The 25453-nt window shown below is 40.5% G+C and carries 23 protein-coding genes; 17 read left to right on the top strand and 6 right to left on the bottom strand.

From position 1 onward, the window contains the following. Positions 1-36 precede the first annotated feature (36 nt). Entirely contained in the window at positions 37-1218 is a 1182-nt protein-coding gene (locus LPB68_RS01360; RefSeq protein WP_232510227.1) for an SGNH/GDSL hydrolase family protein, read from the top strand. A 158-nt stretch (positions 1219-1376) separates the two neighbouring features. After that, positions 1377-2096 (top strand): class I SAM-dependent methyltransferase, encoded by a 720-nt coding sequence (locus tag LPB68_RS01355; RefSeq protein ID WP_068658584.1) that lies wholly within the window; start codon positions 1377-1379, stop codon positions 2094-2096. A 115-nt stretch (positions 2097-2211) separates the two neighbouring features. Here the strand turns inward: LPB68_RS01355 and LPB68_RS01350 are convergent, their stop codons facing one another. Beyond that, positions 2212-3579 carry an aldehyde dehydrogenase gene (locus tag LPB68_RS01350; RefSeq protein WP_068658742.1) on the bottom strand — a complete coding sequence of 456 codons (1368 nt, stop codon included), beginning with the start codon at positions 3577-3579 and terminating at the stop codon, positions 2212-2214. Positions 3580-3716: 137 nt separating this feature from the next. Beyond that, entirely contained in the window at positions 3717-5324 is a 1608-nt protein-coding gene (locus LPB68_RS01345; RefSeq protein WP_068658586.1) for a glycoside hydrolase family 43 protein, read from the bottom strand. Between the two features lie 175 nt (positions 5325-5499). Here LPB68_RS01345 and LPB68_RS01340 point away from each other — a divergent pair, with 175 nt between their 5' ends. Together LPB68_RS01340 and LPB68_RS01335 are read left to right on the top strand one after the other, a co-directional pair. Then, positions 5500-6387 (top strand): AraC family transcriptional regulator, encoded by an 888-nt coding sequence (locus LPB68_RS01340; protein ID WP_068658588.1) that lies wholly within the window; start codon positions 5500-5502, stop codon positions 6385-6387. An 82-nt stretch (positions 6388-6469) separates the two neighbouring features. Further along, positions 6470-8302, top strand: coding sequence for a UbiD family decarboxylase (locus LPB68_RS01335; RefSeq protein WP_068658590.1), 1833 nt, complete (start codon positions 6470-6472; stop codon positions 8300-8302). Positions 8303-8314: 12 nt separating this feature from the next. Here the strand turns inward: LPB68_RS01335 and LPB68_RS01330 are convergent, their stop codons facing one another. Then, positions 8315-8677, bottom strand: a complete 363-nt coding sequence (locus LPB68_RS01330; RefSeq protein WP_068658592.1) for an iron-sulfur cluster biosynthesis family protein — start codon at positions 8675-8677, stop codon at positions 8315-8317. A gap of 119 nt (positions 8678-8796) precedes the next feature. Between LPB68_RS01330 and LPB68_RS01325 the strand changes: the two genes are divergently transcribed. From LPB68_RS01325 to LPB68_RS01270, 12 genes are all read left to right on the top strand, one after another. After that, complete coding sequence (locus tag LPB68_RS01325) at positions 8797-9897, top strand: DNA alkylation repair protein (protein WP_068658594.1); 1101 nt, start codon at positions 8797-8799, stop codon at positions 9895-9897. Between the two features lie 220 nt (positions 9898-10117). Further along, positions 10118-11614 (top strand): nitrate/nitrite transporter, encoded by a 1497-nt coding sequence (locus LPB68_RS01320; protein WP_068658596.1) that lies wholly within the window; start codon positions 10118-10120, stop codon positions 11612-11614. Positions 11615-11620: 6 nt separating this feature from the next. Beyond that, complete coding sequence (locus LPB68_RS01315; protein ID WP_068658598.1) at positions 11621-12073, top strand: hemerythrin domain-containing protein; 453 nt, start codon at positions 11621-11623, stop codon at positions 12071-12073. Beyond that, a complete protein-coding gene (locus LPB68_RS01310) occupies positions 12051-12380 on the top strand; it encodes a hypothetical protein (protein ID WP_082865722.1) in 330 nt (109 codons plus the stop codon). Before LPB68_RS01315 ends, LPB68_RS01310 begins: the two co-directional genes overlap by 23 nt. Before the next feature lie 20 nt (positions 12381-12400). Next, complete coding sequence (locus LPB68_RS01305) at positions 12401-12670, top strand: hypothetical protein (protein WP_068658600.1); 270 nt, start codon at positions 12401-12403, stop codon at positions 12668-12670. 5 nt (positions 12671-12675) lie between these two features. After that, a complete protein-coding gene (locus tag LPB68_RS01300; RefSeq protein ID WP_068658602.1) occupies positions 12676-16359 on the top strand; it encodes a nitrate reductase subunit alpha in 3684 nt (1227 codons plus the stop codon). Next, positions 16349-17842: a nitrate reductase subunit beta gene (gene narH / locus LPB68_RS01295; RefSeq protein WP_068658604.1), complete on the top strand. Its 1494-nt coding sequence runs from the start codon at positions 16349-16351 to the stop codon at positions 17840-17842. The genes LPB68_RS01300 and narH overlap by 11 nt, the downstream gene beginning before the upstream one ends. Positions 17843-17845: 3 nt before the next feature. After that, complete coding sequence (gene narJ / locus LPB68_RS01290) at positions 17846-18511, top strand: nitrate reductase molybdenum cofactor assembly chaperone (protein WP_068658606.1); 666 nt, start codon at positions 17846-17848, stop codon at positions 18509-18511. A gap of 13 nt (positions 18512-18524) precedes the next feature. Then, positions 18525-19217 carry a respiratory nitrate reductase subunit gamma gene (gene narI, locus LPB68_RS01285; RefSeq protein ID WP_068658608.1) on the top strand — a complete coding sequence of 231 codons (693 nt, stop codon included), beginning with the start codon at positions 18525-18527 and terminating at the stop codon, positions 19215-19217. Between the two features lie 63 nt (positions 19218-19280). Further along, the gene (moaA, locus tag LPB68_RS01280) at positions 19281-20300 is read left to right on the top strand and encodes a GTP 3',8-cyclase MoaA (protein ID WP_068658611.1); all 1020 of its coding nucleotides are present in this window, start codon (positions 19281-19283) and stop codon (positions 20298-20300) included. Positions 20301-20390: 90 nt separating this feature from the next. Further along, positions 20391-20594 (top strand): hypothetical protein, encoded by a 204-nt coding sequence (locus LPB68_RS01275; protein WP_068658613.1) that lies wholly within the window; start codon positions 20391-20393, stop codon positions 20592-20594. 18 nt (positions 20595-20612) lie between these two features. After that, complete coding sequence (locus LPB68_RS01270; RefSeq protein ID WP_068658615.1) at positions 20613-21230, top strand: hypothetical protein; 618 nt, start codon at positions 20613-20615, stop codon at positions 21228-21230. A 335-nt stretch (positions 21231-21565) separates the two neighbouring features. Here the strand turns inward: LPB68_RS01270 and LPB68_RS01265 are convergent, their stop codons facing one another. From LPB68_RS01265 to LPB68_RS01255, 3 genes are read right to left on the bottom strand one after another with little or no spacing between them, the layout of a single operon-like run. Then, on the bottom strand, positions 21566-21913 hold the full coding sequence (locus tag LPB68_RS01265; protein ID WP_068658617.1) for a hypothetical protein: 348 nt from the start codon (positions 21911-21913) through the stop codon (positions 21566-21568). After that, the gene (locus LPB68_RS01260) at positions 21873-22475 is read right to left on the bottom strand and encodes a hypothetical protein (protein WP_068658619.1); all 603 of its coding nucleotides are present in this window, start codon (positions 22473-22475) and stop codon (positions 21873-21875) included. Before LPB68_RS01260 ends, LPB68_RS01265 begins: the two co-directional genes overlap by 41 nt. After that, on the bottom strand, positions 22472-22894 hold the full coding sequence (locus tag LPB68_RS01255; RefSeq protein WP_068658621.1) for a hypothetical protein: 423 nt from the start codon (positions 22892-22894) through the stop codon (positions 22472-22474). Before LPB68_RS01255 ends, LPB68_RS01260 begins: the two co-directional genes overlap by 4 nt. 350 nt (positions 22895-23244) lie before the next feature. Between LPB68_RS01255 and LPB68_RS01250 the strand changes: the two genes are divergently transcribed. Beyond that, complete coding sequence (locus tag LPB68_RS01250; protein WP_068658623.1) at positions 23245-25401, top strand: amidase; 2157 nt, start codon at positions 23245-23247, stop codon at positions 25399-25401. The last annotated feature ends 52 nt before the right edge of the window (positions 25402-25453 follow it).

Here is a 25453-nt window from a genome sequence, read left to right as displayed (position 1 = left end):
TTAATATCAAATAGAATTTGGAGTGTGAGAGATTAGATGAGCAATGAAACTAACAACGTAATTCAAGCTAACAATGATAGACTTATGCATAATGATTATACGTCAGCGACTATTCTATCGACGGTCACGAATTTCATTATGAACCATGACAAGCCATTCACGCATACATATCGTACATATATTCGCCTGAGAGAGAGTGGTCCACAGACTCTTCATTTCTGGCATAGTAATGCTGTTGACTCAACATGGGATATGGGACAAATTGCTGCCGCTAGTGATTTAGGTGGAAAGTGGAGAATTGAAGCTGCTTTTGTAGCTGATGGTGGAATGGAGCCTAAGGGCGATGTTGTAAAAGGCTCTCAAGTTCCACTTACGTTTGACGGTAATATTTCGAAGATCGTTCAATCAGGAGAGAAATTTTGGAGTGATGAAGTTCAGATTGATATTCCAGCGGGTCATTTTTTAGCTTTTACATGGAGTATTACGACAATGTCTTCTGGGAAAACAATACCGTTTAACACCGAAACATTACTAGCAACTGTATATGATGCTCCAGGTATTCTAGCAGATCAAGAATCTTCCAACTCATATCAAGAATCGGAGAATCAATTAGTAGTTCCGACCTTCATTGGTTATAAGAAACAAGTAGAGAAGCAACTTATTTTCTTAGGAGATTCGATTACACAGGGTGTTCGTACCGCCAAGGATCAATATGAATACTGGGTGGCGCGGATTGCGGCAGAACTTCCTACTACTACAGGTGTCTGGAATATTGGTTCTGGATGGGCTAGAGCCTATGATGCAGCCACCGATGGGGCATGGTTATACAAAGCTAAACAAGCAGATGAGATTGTCATCGTATTAGGTGTGAATGACCTGGGTACTGCCAACCGGATTGCTACACAACTGATGACTGATTTAACAACGATTATCTCAACCCTAAAGATCAATAACCCATTAATCAATATCATATTGTGTACAGTACCTACCTTTAACTTTACTGATGAACAAGAAAAAGCTTGGCGTAAGGTGAATGATCAGATTCGTACCAAGCCTCCGATTGGGGTAGATCGTGTTTTTGATATTGCCGAAGTATTGTCACAAGATGCTCCTAACGATCATCAACTAAAACCAGAATATATGACTAATATGTATGATCCACATCCTAACGGAATTGCTGGAAAGGCTATAGCAGAAGCATTCTTAGCGTGGTATTAGATCGTTCATATCATAAATGATTAATAACATTAATTAATTAAATAGCGAAAGGAAGACAGAGTACATGTTTACTCTGTCTTATTTATGTTTTGTATTTTGTCGTTTGGTTAATACTTCATATGCGGATTGATTGTAAGTAAGTTGTGTTGGAGGTGAGGATGTTGGAACAAGCTGATTTCGCAAAAGCACGCAAAGCAGAAGCTAATTATCATAATGAGCTTTATCATGAACATGAGATATTAGAAGCGGGTTCGTGGATGTCAAAACCCAACTCATTAGTGATGGAAATGCTAGATCGATTGTTAGAACATAAAGAACGAGTGAATGTGCTTGATCTTGGTTGTGGAGCGGGGCGTAATACGATTCCAATGGCTATGCGCCTTAAAGGTACGGGAAGTCAAATGTTAGGTACTGATCTATTAGCTGAAGCCATTGATAAGCTTCATGAGAATGCCCTAGAATATGGCGTTACTGACGGAATACAAGCTGAGGAGGTTGATGTAGAACTGACGAATATTGCTGAGAATCATTATGACTTCATCGTAGCATGTGGTTGTCTTGAGCATGTATCGTCAGAAATAGCGTTGGTGAAAGTGCTGAATCGAATGAAATTAGGTACGAAGTTAGGTGGTATCCACTGTATTACGATGAACACGGATGTGCAAGAAGTAGACATAGTATCCGGTAGGGAGCGTGAGCCCCTAATTGAACTGAACTTACCCATGGAGAGAGCTACAACAATTCTCCAAGAAGTGTATGCCGAATGGAATATACTTGAGCATAAGACCGTCATTCGCTCGATTGCTGAGGACAAATATGATACACCTACACAATTTCGTTGTCATTGTATTACGCTCGCTGTGCAGAAGATTAAATAGAGGTTGAATCGTTGTGAACAAGAATTAACCACGCCAATGATCTAAATCCTGTCGACGTGGTTAGAAGATGGTGCTATAAAATTAGTCGACTTTTAGGCAAACGGATCGGATGGAGTTATTTTAATAGCTTCTTTACCAACTTTACTTTATCGCCATATGGAGGAAATACAACCTTTAAATCGAACTTCGTACTTTTCTTCAGAATGCTTTTAGCATGTGAGAAGGTATCAAAGCTGTATTGTCCATGATAAGCACCGATTCCAGCGTTACCCACACCACCGAAGGGGAGATACGTATTCGCAACATGTGATATTGTATCATTTACACAGCCTCCACCGAAGGAAACTCGACCTAACACTTCATTCTCGACCTGTTTATGCTCTGTAAATAAATATAAAGATAGCGGTTTAGGGTGGCTTTGAATCATTTGTATAGCTTCCTCTAACTTGTGATATGTCATGATGGGTAGAATGGGACCAAATATTTCGTCTTGCATCGCAGTATCTGACCAAGATTCCGTAGCTAAAAGGGTAGGCTCAATGTATAGATCGTCCTTATCTACATGACCACCAAATAAGATGTTCGCTTCATCTTTATTTATGATAGCAACCAACCGATCAAATTGTCGTTCATTGACAATCCGTCCATAGTCCTTGCTGGTTCTCGCATCTGAACCATAAAAATTCGTAATGACATGTTTCATTTCCTCAATTAACTGTTGTTTGATATCTGCATGGGCTAGAACGTAATCAGGAGCAATACATGTCTGACCTGTATTCAACAACTTCCCCCATATAATACGTTTCGCTGCCAAGGGAATATTCGCGGTTCGATCCACAATGACTGGGCTTTTCCCACCTAATTCTAGTGTGACGGGCGTAAGATTCTTAGCAGCTGCTTCCATCACAATCTTTCCAACGGGAACACTACCAGTGAAGAATATGTAATCAAATGCCGCATGTATAAGGATAGACGTGGTTTCCTTTTCTCCTTCAATGACTCGAATGTATGATGGGTTGAAGGTTTCTTTGATCATTTTTTTAATGATAGTAGTGACGGCTGGGGTATTCTCAGATGGTTTAAGTACGATACAATTTCCAGTTGCGAGGGCTCCAATAAGCGGTTCTATGAGTAATTGAAATGGATAGTTAAATGGACCAACAATTAACACGGTACCGTAGGGTTCTTTTACAATATAACTCTTAGACGGGTACTGATGGATAGGGGTTCTTACTTTCTGCGGCTTCATCCATCGTTTCAAATGCTTCATAGTATGACTAATACTACTTAAGCAAAAACCAATCTCTGTTGCGTATGCTTCAAATTCACTCTTTCGTAAATCGTCATATAAAGCTGAGATGATCTGCTGTTCATAACGTTGAATTGTTACTTTCAATTTGCTTAATTGCTGTAATCTAAATTGAATATTACGAGTTTGTCCACTATAGAAAAATTGTTGATGCTCTTGTAAATATTGATCCATTACTTCAATTGTTAAATTATCCAACTATAATACCTCCTAGACTAACCAAACTATGCTGAAATCGTACTACTTCTGCTGATCGGGGTCAATGCGAAGAAAAAGCTACCGATTATGATCGATAGCCTTTCTTTTACGTATTAAAGATTCTTATAAATAAAATAATCGAAATCTGCATGTAGGTTCTGACCTGATGTATCTTGGCATTGCATACCTACGAATGCACCCGTAAAGAATCCTCCACCTTGAACATAATCATCAGACAGTTTGTACGATTCGAATTTAACTGGGATAGGGGTCCAATTCGTGCCATCATACGAATAATGGTATTGATACTCATGCACGTTCACAACAACTCGCAGATATACGTACTCGACATGTTCTGGAATAACAACTTCATGTCCTTGAAGAGGTTGTGCAAAGTTGAAATGTTCACACGTCATCAATTCAAGAATTCTACCTTTTTCTTCATTCCAAGAGATCTGACAAGATGTCCAGTTCTGTGTATTATAGTAGTTCACAAGACCCGCAGATTGTTGGAAGGTTGTCGGATTAAAGGCAATCTTAGTTTCAGCTTTAAACGTAAAGTGCTGCCAACGTCTTGCTACAAAAGCTTGTGTGAATTTAGATGTTAATGATTCTTTACCGTAAAGACGTAAATGCCCAGGATTATCTTTCAGTGAAACAATATGTTCACCTAGTGGGATACGTAAGTTTTGAAAATGTAGGTTGAGAACATCATCATTAAAGTCATCTTTCTCCGGGAAGTCTCGTTCCCATTTCACTTCTTCGACCTTAGGTCCTTCAATTTGCAACGAGGGTTTATTACCACCTACAACATATGGCCAATCATTATTCCATTCAAGTCTTTGAATCGCTGTTTCTCTACCTAGTGGACAGAATCCCCGAGGATCGAGTAAAGGTTGTCCATCTCTTGGTAAAGGTCTCCCCGTTAAGTGAACCAAGAACCATTCGTCGGTATGCGTTTGAACAATGGATGCATGTCCTGCTTTTTGCAAAGCAATACGTGGATGTGCAAAGGATGAGATCAATGGATTCTCTGAATGAACTTCATATGGTCCTTTTAAGTCTTTCGAACGTGCTATTGTAGCTTGATGTTCAAACTTCGTACCACCTTCAGCAGTCAAAAGATAATAGAAACCGTTTATTTTATACAAGTGCGGAGCTTCTGTTAACATGATATCTGTACCTTTGAAAATAATCTCTGCTTTACCAACTAGTTTACGCTCCGTGACACTATATTCCTGGATAGCGATGCCGTAGAAATTATGATGACCGATGCGATGATCCCAGTTCATGTTAACTAGATATTTCTTTCCATCTTCATCATGGAATAGGGATGGGTCAAATCCTGAACTATTCAAGTAGATTGGATCAGACCAATCACCATCTATCGTATCGCAGTTCGCTAAATAATTGTGACAGTCTTTCCATTGACCCTCAACAACTTTAACGTCAGTGTAGATCAACCAGAATTGATTATTACTATAAGAAAGTTGAGGTGCCCAGATGCCACCCGAATCCGGATTTCCCATCATATTTAATTGGCTTAATCTAGTTAATGGACGTGATACTAAATGCCAATTCTTAAGATCTTTGGAATGATAAATACCTACACCAGGGAACCATTCGAATGTTGATACTGCAATATAGTAATCTTCTCCTACACGACAAATGCTGGGATCTGCATTGAATCCCGGTAAAATTGGATTTTGAATAGTAGACATAGATAAACTCCTTTTTACCCATCTTAAGAACCTCACGTTACACAAGGTTTTGGGTTATAATGACTTTATTATATCAATGGTGGTACACTAATTATATGTCCATAATAAGCATGAATTTACCCAAATCAGTCACATGATAGTTAATGATGTGAAATATATAATAGGAGTGAATATAGTGGATGTGGCATACGAACGAACTACCAAAGAATTCATGCTTCCCGATATGGATTCGACTTTCCGGGTATTCGCCGCACATTGGCGTACGGTAGATCAAGATTGGACCTATCCTCAGCACACGCATCCCATGTTTGAGGTGAATCTTGTCTTAGCGGGAACCCAAGAGATGGTCGTTAATCGCAAGACTTACATACAGAAACCTGGTGATATTCTACTCCTGAATCCTGGAGATATTCATGAGAGTAAAGTGGTTGGTGGAGAAGATATGGCATACTATTGTCTCCATTTCGACGTAGACGAGAGAGCTTTCAGAGAACTATTATGTAGAAATTCGATTTGTTATCAACCTGCAGATTGCAATCTAACACATGCGGTCAGACCGGCATTGGATAAGTTAATCACATTAACTTTGGAGGAGACTAGCGTTCGTGTAGAATCGCGAATGAGAGCGTTATCCACACTTTTTGAGTTATTTGCAGCAATTAGTGATCATCTTTCTAAACAGGAGAGTAATAGCAAATCAACAGCTCATATGTCCCAAATAGCATCTGATATTGCTGCAAGACTAGAGTGTACCGTAAATGAAACCGCAGATACTAGTCTTGGGAGAAGTGATTTTGACTCCGTTGCATCCATTGCGAAAGAAATGGGTTACAGTATGTCTTCTGTGAATCGAATGTTTAATCATGTATTTGGAATGTCACCACGCCAATATTTATCAACATTGATGTTGAAAAAAGCTAAATTATTGTTAATGGAGCCTGAACTTACGATAGAGTCCATATCTGTGAAATTAGGCTATAAAGATATTGCACATTTCAGTAGACAGTTCAAACGTTGGACGGGAGAATCTCCCGGAAAATTTCGTGATCGTTTCTATAAATAGTTGTGAATCCTCATACTAGTTAACTAACAAAACTGTCATAATAGTAATTACTATGTTTGATTAAAGAATGGAGCTATGAAATATGTATCGTAATTTAGAAGAGTGTATCATTGATTTAGAGAAGAATGGACATTTGGTCCGTATCAAAGAAGAGGTAGACCCCTATCTAGAAATGGCTGCTATACACCTGAAAGTCTATGAAGCAGGGGGTCCAGCCTTGTTATTCGAAAATGTCAAAGGTTCGAAATTCCGTGCGGTTTCAAATCTATTTGGCACATTAGAACGTAGTAAATTCATGTTCCGAGATACATGGACATCCGTACAGAATGTTATGGCACTACGCGATGATCCGATGAAAGCATTGAAACAACCTTTTAGCAACATAGGAAGCGGTTTAGCAGCAGTAAAAGCACTCCCTATCAAAAAAATCGGAAAGATGCCGGTTACTCTCCAGGAAATCCAAATCTCTGACCTACCATTAATCCAACACTGGCCAATGGATGGGGGGGCTTTCGTAACGTTGCCGCAAGTGTATTCGGAAGATCCGGACAAGCCAGGAATTATGAATTCAAATCTGGGTATGTATCGTATTCAGCTTAATGGAAACGATTATGAAATGAATAAAGAAGTCGGGCTTCATTACCAGATACACCGTGGAATTGGAATACATCAAGATAAAGCTAATAAGTTAGGTGTTCCTCTGAAAGTCAGTATCTTTATTGGTGGACCTCCAGCTCACACCTTAGCAGCGGTTATGCCATTACCCGAAGGTCTGAGTGAGATGACAGTTGCAGGCTTGTTAGCAGGACGTAATTTCCGTTATAACTATATCGATGGATACTGTATTAGTAGTGATGCTGATTTTGTAATTACAGGGGAGATTTATCCTGAAGATACGAAACCAGAGGGTCCATTTGGAGATCATTTAGGTTACTATAGCCTAACTCATCCTTTCCCTGTTATGAAAGTTCATAAAGTGTATGCGAAACCCAATGCCATATGGCCGTTTACTGTGGTTGGTCGCCCTCCACAAGAAGATACTTCATTCGGCGAACTTATTCATGAGTTAACAGGTGATGCAATTAAGAATGAAATTCCTGGTGTCAAAGAAGTTCATGCTGTTGATGCAGCAGGCGTACATCCATTGCTATTCGCGATCGGGAGTGAACGTTATACCCCATATCAACAAGTGAAACAACCAACTGAACTACTCACGTTAGCCAATCGGATCTTAGGTACTGGACAACTGAGCTTAGCGAAGTATTTGTTCATAACAGCAGAAGATAAGCAGCCATTAGATTCACATCATATCGTAGAGTTCTTATCTTATATCTTAGAAAGAATCGACCTACGTCGAGATATTCATTTCCATACCAATACAACAATAGATACGTTAGATTATTCTGGAACAGGCATTAATAGTGGTAGTAAAGTGGTATTTGCTGCATATGGCGATCAGATAAGAGAATTATGTCATGAGGTGCCTAACGGATTAAAAGGAATTCGGGGGTATGATCATGCCCATTTAGTGATGCCTGGCGTAGTGTCCATGCAAGCATCTAAATTCATCGATTATGCTTCAACACAAGTAGAATTGAAAGAGCTAACGAACGCTATTCAAGCGAATGGACCGATTTCTTCATGTCCGATGATCATACTAAGTGACGATAGTTCTTTTATAAGTTCTAGTATCCAGAATTTCCTGTGGGTTACATTCACACGTAGTAACCCTTCACATGATATTTATGGTGTTAATAGTAGTTATGAGAACAAACATTGGTCTTGTGATAACGTCATCATCGATGCTCGTATCAAGCCACATCAAGCTCCACCATTGGTAGTTGATCCAACTGTAGAGAGTAAGATCGAGCGTTTATTTGCCAAAGGGGCAAGCTTAGGTGTATTGCAAATTTGAATTAGAGCAGGCTTAGCTTAAGAGACAACTGCTAGATTCATCTGTCGTTGTCTTGCTACCGCGAATGTCCCTAACACGTATATTACTTCCAAAACTATTGGAATCACTACTTAATTTATATGCAGGATAGTTCTCCTCAGCATCAAGTTTCATGGATTCATCGAGGTTATGTTGTTGCTTAGGATCCACGAGGAATGGGAACAGATTACTATCTATTTCAACATCGAACTGTTCTGGTTGATCGACGATTAATATCACAATAATACCATTACAACCACAACCTTCAGTATCATAAAATAGTTTAAAGTAACCAGGTTGATCTCCAAGACTCTTCTTTAATCTTTCCTTTGCCAAAGAACTAATATGAAGTTCCATTTTTATTCCACATCCTTATAAGTAGTAATATCTATCTCATATCATCATACTACAATTCTTTATTCCTTAAAAATAATCAAAAATTTTCATATAATAAAAAGAAATGAAGGAGATCAAAAATGGCTGAACCATTAAAAGATATTTATCATGAAACGTTTCTAAGTCAATTTGGGGAAAAAGTGAAAGCAGCATATGATGAATTCAACATAGAAGCATTTGTTAACGATACATTAGATCATGGCTGGGATGAACTTAAATTAAAAGAACGAATTCGCAGGATTACCCATACACTCGGGAAGCATCTACCTGAAAGTTATGATGAAGCATTAAAAGTGTTATTTAGGATTGATGAATCTTGTGTCGGATTTCCATACCTGTTTTTTCCGGATTTCGTAGAAGTATATGGTCAAGCAGAGGAACATTGGGAACTATCTATGAATGCTTTAGAACGATTCACTTGTAGATCATCTGCAGAATTTGCTGTTAGACCGTTTATATTAAGATCGCCAGAGAGAATGATGCAACAGATGGTAGCTTGGGCGCAGCATCCTAATGAGCATGTCCGTCGTCTGGCAAGTGAAGGATGTCGTCCCCGCCTACCGTGGGGGCAGGCGCTAACTATTTATAAAAAAGATCCCGCTCCGTTGTTGCCAGTATTAGAGTTGCTTAAGGAGGATCCCGCGCTCTATGTTCGTAAGAGCGTGGCGAACAATCTTAACGATATTGCCAAAGATCATCCAGCGGTTGTACTTGATACGGCTCGTCGTTGGATGGGTCATCATTCAGATACAGATTGGATCATTCGGCATGGCTGTCGTACCTTGATCCGTAAAGCACATCCGGAGATTCTTTCGTTATTCGGATATGGAACAACAGATGTTGATGAGTCTTTGATCACATATGCTCACTTATCTGCAGAGCCGTCTATACTATCGATAGGTGATTCTTGTGAACTTAGCTATGAACTTCATATTCTTGAAGGTGAACCTGTACGAATTCGTATTGAATATGGGATCGACTTTGTAAAAGCGAGGGGACAGACTTCACGTAAGCTCTTTCTACTCTCAGATAAGATTGTAGCTGGTGGTGCACAGTTGAAGGGAACTCGTACACATCATTGGGCTGACCTGTCAACAAGACGTCATTATCCAGGAGAACATCGAATCACGCTGACCTTGAACGGGGTAGAAGTCGCACATACAGTCATTCAACTTCATTAACCTTAAATGAACAAATTAACCAATTATTCAAATGGCACTTCATCGGTTATTTAATAGCATTAATTAAATATAACGAAAGAAAGAATCTTCCTAATTTATCACAGGAAGATTCTTTTTATTTACATGAATCAAATCATTTAAATTGTTTAAAATTGGTTGATTTTGGCTATATATAAAGTAACAATTTTTTTACTAATACCTTGGGGAGGGAGGAAATGGTTTGATTCGCAAAATTCAATTAACCTTACAGACGGGTAGCTTAATAGCCTCATTCATGTGCTGGGTACTGATATCTTCATTAATGACATATATACAAACAGATATACCACTAACCCCTAATCAATCCACATGGGCTACCGCTATTCCGGTTATTTTGGGTTCAATTTTGCGTATTCCGGTAGGCTTTTTAACGAATCGATTAGGTGCTCGAATGTTATTTGTTATTAGTTTTGTAGCTCTCTTAGTACCGATTTGGTATCTTTCGATTTCTGACTCATTTTTAGATTTGATGATTAGTGGCTTCTTTTTGGGAATTGGAGGAGCGACATTCTCTATTGGTGTTACTTCCCTTCCAAAGTATTATCCTGAAGAGAAACATGGAACGATTAACGGTATTTATGGCGTAGGTAATATGGGTACAGCGTTTACTACATTCGGTGCTCCAATTCTAGCGAATACAATGGGTTGGAGAGCTGCCATCTACTGTTATTTGGTACTTGTTGCTGTATTTGCAATATTGAATTTTTGGTTAGGTGACAAACAAGAAACCAAAGTCAATAAATCTATCAAGGAACAGTTTAGTAAAGTGTCTCACAATGAAAAACTGTGGTTTCTCAGTTTGTTCTATTTCATCACTTTTGGATCGTTTGTCGCCTTTACGGTCTATTTACCGAATTTTTTTGTTAATCAATTTGATCTGGATAAAGTGGATGCTGGATTACGAACAGCTGGCTTTATTGTTCTAGCAACACTATTAAGACCTGTCGGAGGTATTCTTTCAGACAAGTTGAACCCTTTCATGGTGCTCATGTTTGTGTTCGGTGGGCTAACCTTATCTGGTATTTTATTATCTTTTAACTTGAGTATGGTGCTATTCACGATTGGGTGTTTGGCTGTAGCAGTGTTTAGTGGGATTGGTAATGGGGCTGTATTTAAGCTTGTCCCACAATACTTTTCCAAACAGAGTGGCATAGTCAACGGGATTGTAGCTGCAGCTGGAGGTTTAGGAGGTTTCTTTCCACCCTTAATGTTGACTTCACTATACGGATTAACTGGACATTATTCTATTGGCTTCATGGCTCTTTCTGAGGCTGCTCTTGCAAGTCTAGTGATCGTATTCTGGATGTTCTTCCAAGCTAAAATACAACTATCTAATGACATTATTGAATCAACTGCTGATGCGGTTATGGTGACAAATGACAAGAGTATCATCATTTCTGTGAATCATGCTTTCACTCAAATTACAGGTTATTCGCAAGCTGAAGTCTTGGGTAAGACAGCTAATATCCTTAGCTCGGGTCAACATGATCACACTTTTTATGAATCTTTCTGGAAGCAATTACTAGAAAAAGGGCATTGGCAGGGAGAGATTATAAATAAGCATGCTGATGGACATCTATTTCAAGAATGGCTGACGGTTAGTGTAATCAAAGATGATCAAGATATGGTAAAAAACTATGTGGCCATATTCAGTGATATTTCAAAGAAAAAGGAGTGATTTACAATGTCAGGACCTGCCTTAAGAAATGTAGATAGTCATTCTTCGATCCATGAAGCCGCTCTCGAAGAAGCCAAAGAATTAACCGAGTTATTAGGTCAATTCCTTATGAAGAATGAACTGGATAAGGCTTTAGATGTCGCTTATATTATCATTGAACATTGGGAGACGAGAACACTTCAACACGCAACAAGTGAAGAGGAAGGTTTATATAAAGAGACGGTAGAGTCCAAGCCAGAATTAAGGGATTCGATCACATCCTTAACTAGGGACCATGATCTCATGAGATACCTAGCTGGAGAGATTAGGGAATTACTAGCTAGTGAAGGTATTAGTGATAAGATTCTGCAACGATTTCACGCTTTAATACTAATTGATTTGATGCATAACCGAGATGAACTAAAGATGATTGGAGAAGAATTGGAGGAATCGTCGCATGAATCTGATGAAGCTGTCTAGTTCTAAGGATAATTTGCTAGAGAAGCCACTTCAATATATCCATCCAGAGCTATATCTAATACTCATAAAGGAACTAGAACATTTCAATTTGCATCCCTATGATGTAAAGGCTGGGGCTATTTCTAATCAGGTTGGAATCACAGTCTTTCTACGCTACGGAGAGAATTTGTCTCATATGAAGGAACATTATTGGGATTGGAAGACGATTAAAGAGGATCAGGTTGAAGTCAAAGAATACTTTCATTCTACTGGAGAAGATATTAAGAAAGCATTAATTGCGGATTACTTCAAGATGATGAAACCATGAGATTGAAGGAGGGGTAACATATGTCTCTAACCCATGATGAACAGTATCTTGATCTAGATCGAGAGGATTTGAACGCCATTCTAGATATGCGTTTTGGTGAAATTCCATTACAAATCGCTCATAAAATCGCTAGTATACAAGACCTTAATCAGTTGCAAAGACTTATCATAGTAGCTTGTAACGCTCCTGAATGGAATATCTTTCTGGAGGAACTAGATCAGGATGATCAAGCTAATAGACTAGTAGGTGAACGTTTCAATCCTATGGGAATCACTTCGATGAAAGGGTGAAATAAGTGAGCAGCAAACAGAACAGATTACTGCAATCCTTAAAGCATCTAAAACGTGGAGAGAAATTTAACGACGGCTGGTCTGAGGAGACAGTTAAACCAAGAAACTGGGAAGATCTTTATCGTGGACGTTGGCAACATGATAATGTTGTTCGCTCAACTCATGGTGTTAACTGTACGGGATCCTGCAGCTGGAAGGTCTTTGTGAAAGATGGCATCATCACTTGGGAAACGCAACAAACCGATTATCCAACAACAGGTCCTGATTTCCCTGAATATGAACCGCGTGGATGTCCACGTGGTGCCAGCTTTTCTTGGTATACCTATAGTCCTGTAAGAGTGAAATATCCCTACATCCGTGGCGATCTTTTAGAATTATGGCGATCTGAAACGAAACAAGGTCATGATCCCGTAACAGCTTGGTCGAATATTGTAAACGACCCTAGTAAGAGAGAGCTTTATGTGAAAGCTAGAGGTAGAGGGGGACTTGTGAGAGCAAGTTGGGAAGAGGCGTGTCAGATCATTGCCGCATCTTGCATTCATACAATCAAAGCATATGGCCCTGACCGTATTGTTGGATTCAGTCCAATCCCTGCTATGTCCATGGTAAGTTATGCTGCAGGTACCCGCTTTTTATCATTAATCGGAGGTTCCATTCTGAGTTTCTATGATTGGTATGCCGATTTACCACCTGCTTCACCGCAAATATGGGGAGAACAAACCGACGTTCCTGAGAGTGGGGACTGGTATAATGCTAAGTATTTCATCATTTGGGGAACGAATTTACCTCAAACGCGTACACCAGATGCCCATTTCATGGTAGAAGCACGTTATAACGGGACAAAAGTAGTCGGTGTCAGCCCTGACTATGCGGAATATGAGAAATTTGCTGATATTTGGCTACCAGCTAAAGCAGGAACTGATGGAGCATTAGCGATGGCCATGACTCATGTCGTTCTTAAGGAATTTTATGTAGATCAGCAGACTCCTTACTTTCAAGACTATGTCAAAAAGTTCACCGACCTACCCTTCTTAGTTCTGCTTAACGAAGAGAATGGTAGCATTCGTTCAGATCGTTTCCTGCGTGCATCAGATCTTAATCACGATTTGGAACTAGCAGAGTGGAAAACACTTGTGTGGGATTCGTTAACAGAAGCTCCCTATGTCCCTAACGGGAGTCAAGGTTTTCGCTGGGATAAAGGAAGTAAGTGGAATCTCGATCTAGAAAAAGATGATGGTACGGTTATTCAACCTGTATTAACATTTATTGATGCTTCGCAAGAAGTCCTATTAGTAGACTTCCCATATTTCGCTGAACAAGAGGGAGAGATCGTCCAACGCGGCGTTCCAGTTAAACATATTCAAAGTGAATCAGGCGAAATTCTTAAGGTAGCTACTGTGTATGACTTAATGTTGGCTCATGTGGGTATCAACCGAGACTTAATCGGAGATTATCCAATCGATTATAATGACGTCAAACCTTACACACCGGCTTGGCAAGAAGGTATTACTGGTGTGAAGAAGGCACATGTTATTCAGGTTGCTAGAGAGTTTGCCGAGAATGCAGCCAAAACAGGTGGGAAATCCATGATTGCTATGGGTGGGGGAACGAATCACTGGTATCATAGTGATCAAATTTATCGTGCTATTCTAAATTTGGTTCTGTTGACTGGATCACAAGGTGTCAATGGTGGTGGCTGGGCTCACTATGTTGGACAAGAGAAGGTTCGACCACTCGAAGGCTGGCAACAGGTAGCTTTTGCTGGGGACTGGACTAAACCCTCAAGATTAATGAATGGTACATCATTCTTCTACTTTGCAACCGAACAGTTCCGTTACGAAGCACATGTTAATGAGGAACAACAGACGCCATGGGGTGGACGTTATAATCATATGCATCCTGCTGATGTCAATGCTTTGTCAGTGCGGCTAGGTTGGTTACCGTCATTTCCTCAATTCTCTCAGAACTCGATCGATCTCGTACGTGAAGCAAGAAAGAATGGTGCGAAGACGGATGAGGAAGCCACCCAATATATTGCGAATCAGGCAGCTAAAGATGAAATACAATGGTCTATTGAGCATCCGAATGATCCGCGCAATTTCCCGCGTGTCTTCTTTAACTGGCGTTCTAATCTCTTAGGAGACAGTGGAAAAGGCCATGAATATTTCGCCAAACATTTAATTGGTGCCGATAATCAAGTCATGACGGATACGACACATTCATGGAAACCGAAAGATGTCCACACTGATGAGGTTCCACCTGAAGGGAAAACAGACCTCTTCATAAGCATGGATTTCCGCATGACGAGTTCCGGACTCTTCTCGGATATCGTGTTACCTGCTGCGACATGGTATGAAAAGTTTGATTTGAGTAGCACTGATATGCATCCATTCGTTCATCCATTTAACCCAGCCATATCTCCTCCATGGCAGGCTAAAAGTGATTGGGATACTTTCCGAGAAATTGCCAAGGTATTCTCTGAAATGGCTGAGAAGCATCTACCCGCAACAGAAGATGTCGTCATGTCACCACTTGCACATGATACACCAAATGAAATAGCACAAGTACACGGTAAAATAAAGGATTGGCGCAAAGGGGAAACTCCTGCTATTCCGGGAAAAACGATGCCGACGTTTCAAATTGTCCAGCGGGATTATCCAAACATCTATCAGAAGATGATTACAATTGGTCCGAACATCAAGAACGGATATACAGTCAAAGGCGTAACCATTCCAGGCGAGAAGGTATATGGACAACTTATTGAACGACTGGGTGTCTCAAGAAATGATGGGGTTGGTAAAGGATATCCTAATTTATATACGGATAAACAGGCGATAGAAGCAATACTACTGATGTCCGGTGCCACGAATGGTCAAAGAGCCGTAGAAGGATGGAAGTCTATGGAGGCTAAGACGGGTAAGAAATTAACCGGAATTGCAGAGCCACGCGAAGAAGATGCTTATACACTCCAAGATATAACGATTCAGCCACGTCAGGCAATATCTGCTCCAGTATGGAGTGGATTAGAAAAGGATAATCGGCGGTATTCTCCATTTACCCTTAACACGGAGTATAGCATTCCTTGGAGAACATTAACGGGTAGGCAAAGTTTCTATCTAGATCACGAGATGATATTGGACTTCGGTGAAGCTCTTCCACTATATTTACCGCCGTTGGAACACGTACCCTTCCTCCGAGGAGAGAAGGAAGTCCCTAACACTGGTAAATCGATAGCTATAAGATATTTGACTCCTCATCAGAAATGGGGAATTCACACCATGTTCACGGAAACCAACCAAATGTCTACACTATTTCGTGGCTGGCAGGTTGTCTGGATGAATGAGAAAGATGCTGCTTCGATTGACATCAAAGATAATGACTGGATCGAATTGTATAACCGGAATGGTGTTGTCGTAGCAAGAGCGGTTACAACTTATCGCATACCCGAAGGTATTGCTTATATGTATCATGCACAGGATCGAACCATGGGTGTCCCCGGTACTGCGATTAATAAGAAGCGGGGGGGTACGCATAACAGTGTGACCAGAATTACGGTGAAACCAACGCATATGATTGGTGGATATTCACAACTTAGTTATGGGTTTAATTATTATGGGCCTACAGGCAATCAGAGAGATACCATTACGATTATCAGACCACTGAAGGAGGTAGACTGGCTTGAGGATTAAAGCACAAGTCGCAATGGTGATGAACCTAGACAAATGTATAGGTTGTCATACTTGCTCTGTCACCTGTAAGAATACTTGGACCAATAGACCCGGCGCAGAATATATGTGGTACAACAATGTGGAGACACGTCCTGGACCTGGTTACCCTAAAGAATGGGAAGATACTCATAAGTATAAAGGGGGATGGGTGCTGCGTAATGGCAAACTAACCCTTCGCGCAGGGGGACCAATTACCAAGCTAGCGAATCTCTTTTACAATCCTGATATGGCTCAATTAGATGATTTCTACGAACCGTGGACTTATGATTACGAACATTTATTTGATAGTCCGAAGAAGAAGAACCTTCCTGTGGCTCGTCCTAAATCAATGATTACGGGAGAATTTATTGATAAACCGACATGGGGTCCTAACTGGGACGATGACTTAGCAGGCGGTAGCGAAACTGTACCACTTGACCCTAATATTAAGAATCTTCATGAACATATCGCGATGGAATATGAGAAGACGTTCATGATGTACTTGCCACGAATTTGTGAGCATTGCTTGAATCCGTCTTGTGTCGCCTCATGTCCATCAGGAGCACTCTATAAGCGTGATGAGGATGGCATTGTTCTCGTAGATCAAGATGCTTGTCGTGGTTGGCGTTTCTGTATGAATGGTTGTCCTTATCATAAAGTGTATTATAACTGGAACACACATAAAGCTGAGAAATGTAATTTCTGTTATCCGCGGACGGAAGCGGGTCTAGCAACCATATGTTCTGAGACCTGTGTAGGTCGTATTCGCTATATCGGTGTCGTTCTCTATGATGCGGATAAAGTGAAGAGTGCAGCCTCTGTGGAAGATCCCAAGGATTTATATGAATCTCAGCTATCTGTATTCCAGGATCCCTTTGATCCCAAAGTAATCGAAGCTGCAAGACAAGCGGGTATCACCGATCCCTGGATTGAAGCAGCACAACAATCACCTGTATACAAATTAGCTATGAAATGGAAAGTTGCACTGCCGCTACATCCCGAGTATCGGACACTTCCGATGGTGTGGTATGTACCACCGCTAAGCCCTATTATGAATCATATAGAAGAAGATGGACTTCAAACTGACAATTATATTCCGGCAGTTGATCAAATGCGCATTCCTATGGATTATCTAGCATCATTGTTATCAGCTGGAGATACCCAAGTTATCCGTCAAGTATTGTTGAAAATGACGTCTATGCGTGTTCATATGCGGCAAAAGTCAGTTGGGGGAATGGATGAACTTAAGTATAGCAAGTTACTAGAAGAATCCGGTATGAGTGTGGAAGATATTGAAGATATGGCCCGTTTGTTTGCTGTTGCTAAATATAGTGAACGGTTCGTTATTCCGACTGGAAGAAGAGAAATGGATGACAATCTTCATTATAAGCAGGGTGCTTGTAGCATCGAGGACATTGCACCACCTGAAGGGTTGGTCTCATATCCATTTAAGAAAGGGGTGTAAGCTTTGAATGAAGAACAACGCTTGATCTTAGCCATTGTATCGCGTGTTGTCGGATACCCAGACGATGCCTTCTTTGATGAAAAAGACGATTTACTTCAAACGATCCAAGATGAAATTCAGCAAGAAGATGTCAAAGATCGGTTGCTTGAAGCATTAGAACCTCTATATAAACTATCTCTCCAAGTGCTTAGAGAAGCATATGTAACGACATTTGATTGGACGGAAAGTACGGGACTTTACTTAACCGCACATGAACTTGGAGACAGTAGAGATCGAGGAGCTGCCCTCATTCTCCTACAACACATCATCGCTGATGCTGGATTCGAACTAGCTGATGGGGAGTTGGCTGATTATATGCCAGCTCTTTATGAATTAATTGCTGTTGCTCCTGATAATGTTCATTTAAAGGCGATTCAGCTTCGCCTCTCAGTCGCAACCCATCGGATTGCAAAGAATCTACCTCAGGATCATCCTTATAAATCTACTTACAAGTTAATTGTTAGTGATGTATTAGGTGAACCTACAGCCGAAGACATACAGAAGTTGGAGCAATCGAGGGAACATACGGATATGGAAGATATGCCATATCCTATCTTGTATGGTATGGATGGTATGGCCAAAACAGATAACCCTAATAACCCTATGTCTAACATGAAAATGTGTCAATGAAAGGAGATTTATCATGGCTGATATCTTTTGGTGGGTCATCTTTCCATATATCACTTTAGCCATTATGATCGTAGGGCTACTGTACCAATTCGCCTTTCGCCAGATGACATGGACAGCACCATCCACAGAGATTTTTGAGAAAAAGTGGCTTCGAATCGGTTCTAGGATGTTCCATTGGGGAATTATATTTGCCTTTGGCGGTCATGTTATGGGTGTGTTAATCCCCCGTGGCGTGTACGAGGCCCTTGGTGTATCAGATGAGTTATATCATCTATTCGCTATAATAGGTGGCGGAATAGCTGGCTTAATGGTTGTTGCAGGACTTATTTTCCTACTCATTCGGAGAATAACGAATAACCGTGTACGCATGCATGCCAACTTTGGCGATTACTTCGCAGTAATCATGCTTCTAATCATTGCTGGGATGGGAACGTATATGACTCTTATTTATAATACTACCGTTACCTCCTACGAATATCGAACTACAATAGGCCCATGGTTTAGGAGTTTGTTCATCTTTCAACCAGAATACCAATTGATGAGTGATGTTCCGCTCCTTTTCCAAATACACATTATCGTTGCTTTTCTATTATTCGCCTCAATTCCCTTTACAATGTTGGTGCATATGTTTTCCTTTCCTGCGCGTTACCCGGCACGTGCACCATTGCAATACCGATCAAGATCTCGTTATAAAAAAAGAACCTAAACATGATATAATACTCACAACAGAGAAAAGAAGAATAGGCACCTGGAGAGGAGGCCATATTGAATGACCCAGAATACTACAGTTAAGGATCAGCTCCAAAGGCCACTTCGTGATCTAAGAATATCGGTAACGGATCGTTGTAATTTTCGTTGTAGTTACTGTATGCCAGCTGAGATATTTGGGGCAGGATATGCATTTTTAGGTCATGAGAAATTGTTGACGTTTGAAGAACTGACTCGATTGACTAGCATCTTTACGCAACTGGGCGTGGAGAAAATTCGTATTACCGGAGGAGAACCTCTACTTAGAAGAGATATTCCGAAGCTTGTATCTATGATTAATGAGATAGATAGAGTCAAAGATATCGCCTTAACAACGAATGGATCCTTGCTATCTAAGCTAGCGGGGAACCTTCATAAGTCAGGACTACACAGAGTCACGGTAAGTCTAGATAGTTTAGATAATGATAGGTTTGCGACGATGAATGGTGTTGGATACCAAGTGAAACCTATTCTTGAAGGAATAGAAGCTGCATCCAAGGCGGGTATGTCCGTTAAGATCAATATGGTTGTCAAAAAAGGAACCAATGATAGCGATATTATCCCCATGGCTCACTACTTCAAAGAAAAAGGTCACACGTTGCGATTTATCGAATATATGGATGTAGGAAATAGTAACGGTTGGAAACTCGATCAAGTCGTACCTAATCAATTCATAGTTGATCAAATCCATGCAGTTATGCCATTGGAACCGATAGAACCTAATTATTATGGAGAAGTAGCCAGCCGTTACCGTTATGTAGGAACTGATACAGAGATTGGATTAATTTCCTCAGTAACTCAAGCTTTCTGCTCGAGTTGTACGCGAGCTCGTTTATCTGCAGAAGGACGCCTATTCACTTGTTTGTTCGCATCTCAAGGTACCGATCTTCGGACACCTCTGAGAGAGGGGTTTAGTGATGAGCAATTGATGGATCTGATTAGCAAGGTGTGGAGTAAGCGAGATGATCACTACTCAGAGGAAAGGTTATCTAACACCATAATCCATGTCAACAAACCTGAAATGTCCTATTTGGGTGGATAACGTACTTTGTATTGATTTTCGGCGTATAATGAATTAGGGTAGAGATGTAGCAATAGTTGATAAATCTCAAGGTAAAAGGGAGTGTATCGTATGCGTGAAATGAACTTATTGGATGTCGTGCGTCCAAACAATAATCGTGATCGGTTGAAAGTCATTAAGACTACTGCATCTCGCAAAATACGTCCTGAAGATGAGATGGTTATTCTAATGCAAAGCGCTCGGAACAAATTCAAGAAGACAATAGATTCTGGAAGAATCGAGATTGTTAAAGAACGTGAGTGGACACTACGCTAAGAATTTAGGTGATGATCGGTGGAACGCTTAGATAAGGAAGACATGAGAGAGCGAATCGCTACGGTTAAGACTAGAATTTCTGAAATAGCTTCTGATCCATCGAAAAGTGATTTAAAAGAGTTTTATGTCATGGGGTTAATTACTCCTATTTTAGATGATTTAGGTGCGGATCCGGCAATAATAGTTGGTGGACATGCCGTAGAATTGTATACATCTGGAAGTTATAAGACAGCTGATATAGACTTGGTTATGATTCGTGATGATCTTGCTCGTGATTTATTTGATCGTCTAGGATTTGTACGTGAAGGACGATTTCATTACGTAACTGAGATGGATATTCCGATCGAGATCCCATCGAATGATCTGGCAGGTTCGAAAGATCGTATTGTGAAATTGAATACACCAGATGGTTATTGTTATGTCATTGGTGTTGAAGATCTAATTATGGATCGTCTGAACGCAGCAGAATTCTGGTCCGACGCACGTAGTCTTGAATGGGCAAGGTATTTAATGTCGAGTCAATTCGAAAGTCTAGATTTGGACTATATGAGAAAACGTGCTGAAGCAGATAATCCAGAGTTATTGCAACGACTTGAATTGGAATACAACTGGGTACAAGAAAATATGAAAGATTGAAGAAACCTTGTAATAATTGAGGTTTCTTTTTAAATCCGGAAATCATGTTCACAAAACCCGTATTTTGTACACATGTATATATGAGCATATACGCATGTAGTTCTATCGTACCCCGTTAAAAAATGTCCAATGACAATAATGTGCCCACATTAATGTCATTAATCTCCCTACAATGTACTCTTCTCACAGAGTACAATAAAAAGTTGATTTTTACCAAATAAATAGATTATTTTTTTATTGAAGCTTTATATCGTCAACACAAAAAAGCCACCAACTTGGCGACTTTTTACGTGTATGTGTTTTTAAGATCTCCCAATTTTATTGGTGATTACACTTTAACGAATTGCAGATAATACGCGTAAGTTTCTAAGATATTTTTCCGCTGCCTTTTTATCTTCTTCATTACCATTCGTAATTGCTAATCTCATTGGCAGATGTGAAATTTCCTCAAGATCTCTTTTTTTGTTAAGTATATAAGGGCATTCTAATTCTCCCCAAGTTAATGCATTAAAAGAGTGCTTTTCAAGCTTGTTACTTCTCTTTGGAAAAATCACTATTGAATTGTAATCGTATTCAAAATCAAAGTTGGGCTTAGGCCTAATCTTTTTCTTAGCGTAAATATTCGCAATGTTTAACCAATGTTCAAAATGATATGTCGCTAGTTCCCAAACTAAATGACTCATATATACCATCTTGTTTCCCTATAATCATTATTATTCGTTCTTCTGCAAAAACCACTGAAAACTTCGGTTCGAAATGAGTATGAGGTAATTCGAAATAGTCTCCTGGTATGGCTAAAGAATCATTTGAAGCAGCAAGCAGCCATTGTTTCAGTCGCTGCACATGCCAATTAATGCGCTGTTCTACATCCATGAGCTCGTCATTGTCAGACAGTAATTCCAGTTGACCGGTATCCCAATCAGTGCAAATCTTCCCTAACCTCCAATGAAGGTGATCCTTTTCAATGTTTTCATTCATATGTTTATAGATAAGGGTTATACTATTAATTTTATCGGGAAATATGCTTATAGATCCCCTTGGATAAAGGGGATCTATAAGCATATACCACTGCGTCGTTTGGGGTATCGATGAGTTTATATCTAGCCCAGATACCTTTAAGCTAAAATGAAGAACCCAACTCTGAAACCTTTCAAACCAATACACCTCTTCTAGCTGCTGGCACCCATCTATAATTTCAAGTTGAATACATCCAGTAATTATACGTTCAGGGACTGATTTAATCATCCGAAACGTCCACCTACAATATTAGGAGTTGTCGGATTTTCTCTTTTTGAAAATCCAACACTTGCCCTGTTATTCTTGTCGGTTGTTGCCTCTGATGTAGGGAATTTAGAACCAAAGAGTTTATTCCATTCTTCTGCACTTTCTTTTACTGTGGTCGCATCTGTAGCCTTTCCAGCAATTACAGCTACTTCTTGGATAAGCTTATAGAACTCATCGTATTCTTCAGGAGTAACCCTTCCCACAACGTCATGCTCGGGTACACCATGGTCTTCCATAAAAGGCTTTGTTGGGTGATCGTTAACAATAGCCTCTAAAACTTCAGTTACTCCTTGTCCGACACTACTGATATCATCAGGGCAACATAAGCCTATCAAATGTTCAAAAGGATAACCCTTTGGATATTTCGGCACATCATTCAATCTTCTCCACCACTTTAAAGCCTTAACTACATTGAATAAATTTTCTATAGTCTTTTCCTTTGGGGACTATTCCTTGCTTAGCTCCCTCTTCCGCGGTCTCCGAAATTTTCATTATTCTTGAGCAGCCGGATCAAAAATTAAACTCAAAAAAAGTACCTGAAGGAACGTATGTCTGACCGCTTGATGAAGCGAGTTACGAGATCCAGCTTTTAGTGATAACAACATAAACTCAAGTCTGAAACAGTGCATTCGTTTGATACACTATTACTGTAATGTTAAGAAATGTGACACAAAAATTCCAAAACCTCCTTTTACAATGAATGAATACCATTAAAAAGGAGTGACAAGCATTGCGAAAACTTCCTACAAAATCAAAAGAGAAATCTAAATTCAACCGGTATCCAAAATGGATCGCTGCCGGCATGATTCTGACTCTCACCGCAGCTCCGGTTGCATCAGCTGCAACTGTCTCCCTGAACACAACCACCTCGGCTCCTGCTCCTCAAGTCACCTTCCGGCTGCAAGAATCGACAATCGCTCAGATGCAGAACGCTATGAAATCCGGAGCACTTTCGAGTGTCGAACTAACTGCTATGTATTTGAATAGGGTGTACGCCTATGACACAAGCGGAATCATGCTCAATTCTATCCCCGTGCTCAATCCCAATGTATTAGAAGAAGCTGCAAAAGCGGATCAATTAAGATCTCAGGGTATTGTTACCGGTCCATTGCAAGGAATCCCTTACACAGTTAAAGACAGTTACAAGGTTAAAGGGCTTACTGTGGCTTCAGGATCCCCCGCTTTTAAAAATTTAACAGCAAAGGACGATGCTTTTACAGTCGGGAAAATTCGTGAATCCGGCGGTGTACTGATCGGTAAAACCAACATGCCTCCAATGGCAGCTGGGGGAATGCAAAGAGGTATCTATGGCCGGTCTGAAAGTCCATATAACAAAGATTATTTAGCAGCCGCATGGTTCTCAGGTTCATCAAATGGTTCAGCTGTCGCCACGGCTGCCAACTTTGCTGCCTTTGGAATGGGAGAAGAAACTGTATCATCCGGAAGATCACCAGCCTCCAACAATGGATTGATTGCTTACACACCTTCACGCGGTCTGATTTCAATCCGCGGCAATTGGCCGCTTTTCCCGATCCGCGATGTTGTCGTTCCCCATACTAGAACTGTAGAAGATATGCTTCGCTTGCTGGACGTTCTTGTGGTTGAAGACCATATCACTAAAGGTGACCTTTGGCGTGAGCAAGATGCAGTTCAGTTACCTTCTGTCAGCAGTGTTCGTCCCGATACTTATCTCGAACTGAGGGATACAGATGCTTTGAAAGGTAAGCGTATTGGTGTTCCGAAAATTTATATCGGCAAAGACTATGGAGGCACCAAGCCGATAGAGATCAGGCCTTCTATTCTGGCATTGTGGGAAGCAACAGTAGCGGACTTAACTGCGCTGGGGGCAGAAATTGTAGAAGTGGATTTTCCGCTCCAAGCAAACAGCGAGCAAGATCGTGTTACAGCAATAACACCGGAGGAGCGGGGGCTGCTACCGGCCAATTGGATAGGAACAGAGTTTAGCTTAATCAATCCATATGCAGTTGAAACGTTCCTCAAAAGTGTTGAAGATCCGAACTTCCCATCCTGGGCTAATATCGATCCGGCCACAGTCTTCCCGAATCCTCCTGATTCAGTCGATGCCAAACAGGGCAATGACCTGGGCAGATATAATGCATTAATCGAGACTGTTAAACAAGGAGTTACTCCATATGAACAAATACCACAATTTAGCGAGGGACTGCAAGGGCTTGAAAAGGTCCGGAAAATTGACTTTGAAGATTGGATGAAAAAAGAAGAACTTGATTTCATCGCCTTCCCGGCCAATTCAAATATCGGCAAGTCGGATGCAGACGTGAATGAGTCTTCCTATGACGAAGCCTGGGAGAATGGTAACTATTTCTCCAATACGAACTATGTTCTACGTGAATATGGAATTCCAAGTGTGTCTGTAAGTATGGGGGTGATGAAGGATACGGGCATGCCTGTCAATCTAACCTTGGCAGGTGCAGCTTATACCGACAATGATCTGCTCACATATGCATATTCCTATGAACAGGCATCGCACAACCGTCCGATTGCAACTCGTACGCCTCCGCTTCAGAATGAGACCATTTCATACAATTCTAAAACATCAATCACTCCTGCTAAGCGGCTCGAGAAAGATACTCCTGTAATAACATTGAATGCTGCCATCAAAGAGGAAGATCTTGTCTTAAACGGATCAGTCACCGATCAGAGTAAGATTGCTGAGCTCCGTGTCTATGTCAATGGCACTCGAGTAGAGACGAAGCAAAATCTCGCCAATTGGTCATCCACATTGTCAACTGCTAAATATAATCGGCCTGATGCCTTTAAGGCAGATACATTACATGTTCTTGCCCTGGCCAAAGATATTCATGGAAATACCTCTGCTCAAATTGCCTCTGTGGATTTAACGCCTTAAGATACTCACATCTATTAACCTGGTAATTGAAATGAAACAGGGGTAACCAGAA

Source organism: Paenibacillus crassostreae, from assembly GCF_001857945.1.
In the GTDB taxonomy this organism is placed as follows: Bacteria; Bacillota; Bacilli; order Paenibacillales; family Paenibacillaceae; genus Paenibacillus_AQ; species Paenibacillus_AQ crassostreae.
The sequence above is the reverse complement of the archived record's forward strand: the minus strand, read 5'-3'. Positions and strand labels throughout refer to the sequence as shown.

What these genes read in the sequence shown, in the direction of transcription:
- LPB68_RS01360 (WP_232510227.1), top strand. Translation starts at nt 37, where the DNA reads ATGAGCAATGAAACTAACAACGTAATTCAAGCTAACAATGATAGACTT.
- LPB68_RS01355 (WP_068658584.1), top strand. Translation starts at nt 1,377, where the DNA reads ATGTTGGAACAAGCTGATTTCGCAAAAGCACGCAAAGCAGAAGCTAAT.
- LPB68_RS01350 (WP_068658742.1), bottom strand. Translation starts at nt 3,579, where the DNA reads ATGGATCAATATTTACAAGAGCATCAACAATTTTTCTATAGTGGACAA.
- LPB68_RS01345 (WP_068658586.1), bottom strand. Translation starts at nt 5,324, where the DNA reads ATGTCTACTATTCAAAATCCAATTTTACCGGGATTCAATGCAGATCCC.
- LPB68_RS01335 (WP_068658590.1), top strand. Translation starts at nt 6,470, where the DNA reads ATGTATCGTAATTTAGAAGAGTGTATCATTGATTTAGAGAAGAATGGA.
- LPB68_RS01330 (WP_068658592.1), bottom strand. Translation starts at nt 8,677, where the DNA reads ATGGAACTTCATATTAGTTCTTTGGCAAAGGAAAGATTAAAGAAGAGT.
- LPB68_RS01325 (WP_068658594.1), top strand. Translation starts at nt 8,797, where the DNA reads ATGGCTGAACCATTAAAAGATATTTATCATGAAACGTTTCTAAGTCAA.
- LPB68_RS01315 (WP_068658598.1), top strand. Translation starts at nt 11,621, where the DNA reads ATGTCAGGACCTGCCTTAAGAAATGTAGATAGTCATTCTTCGATCCAT.
- LPB68_RS01310 (WP_082865722.1), top strand. Translation starts at nt 12,051, where the DNA reads ATGAATCTGATGAAGCTGTCTAGTTCTAAGGATAATTTGCTAGAGAAG.
- LPB68_RS01305 (WP_068658600.1), top strand. Translation starts at nt 12,401, where the DNA reads ATGTCTCTAACCCATGATGAACAGTATCTTGATCTAGATCGAGAGGAT.
- narI (WP_068658608.1), top strand. Translation starts at nt 18,525, where the DNA reads ATGGCTGATATCTTTTGGTGGGTCATCTTTCCATATATCACTTTAGCC.
- moaA (WP_068658611.1), top strand. Translation starts at nt 19,281, where the DNA reads ATGACCCAGAATACTACAGTTAAGGATCAGCTCCAAAGGCCACTTCGT.
- LPB68_RS01275 (WP_068658613.1), top strand. Translation starts at nt 20,391, where the DNA reads ATGCGTGAAATGAACTTATTGGATGTCGTGCGTCCAAACAATAATCGT.
- LPB68_RS01265 (WP_068658617.1), bottom strand. Translation starts at nt 21,913, where the DNA reads ATGAGTCATTTAGTTTGGGAACTAGCGACATATCATTTTGAACATTGG.
- LPB68_RS01260 (WP_068658619.1), bottom strand. Translation starts at nt 22,475, where the DNA reads ATGATTAAATCAGTCCCTGAACGTATAATTACTGGATGTATTCAACTT.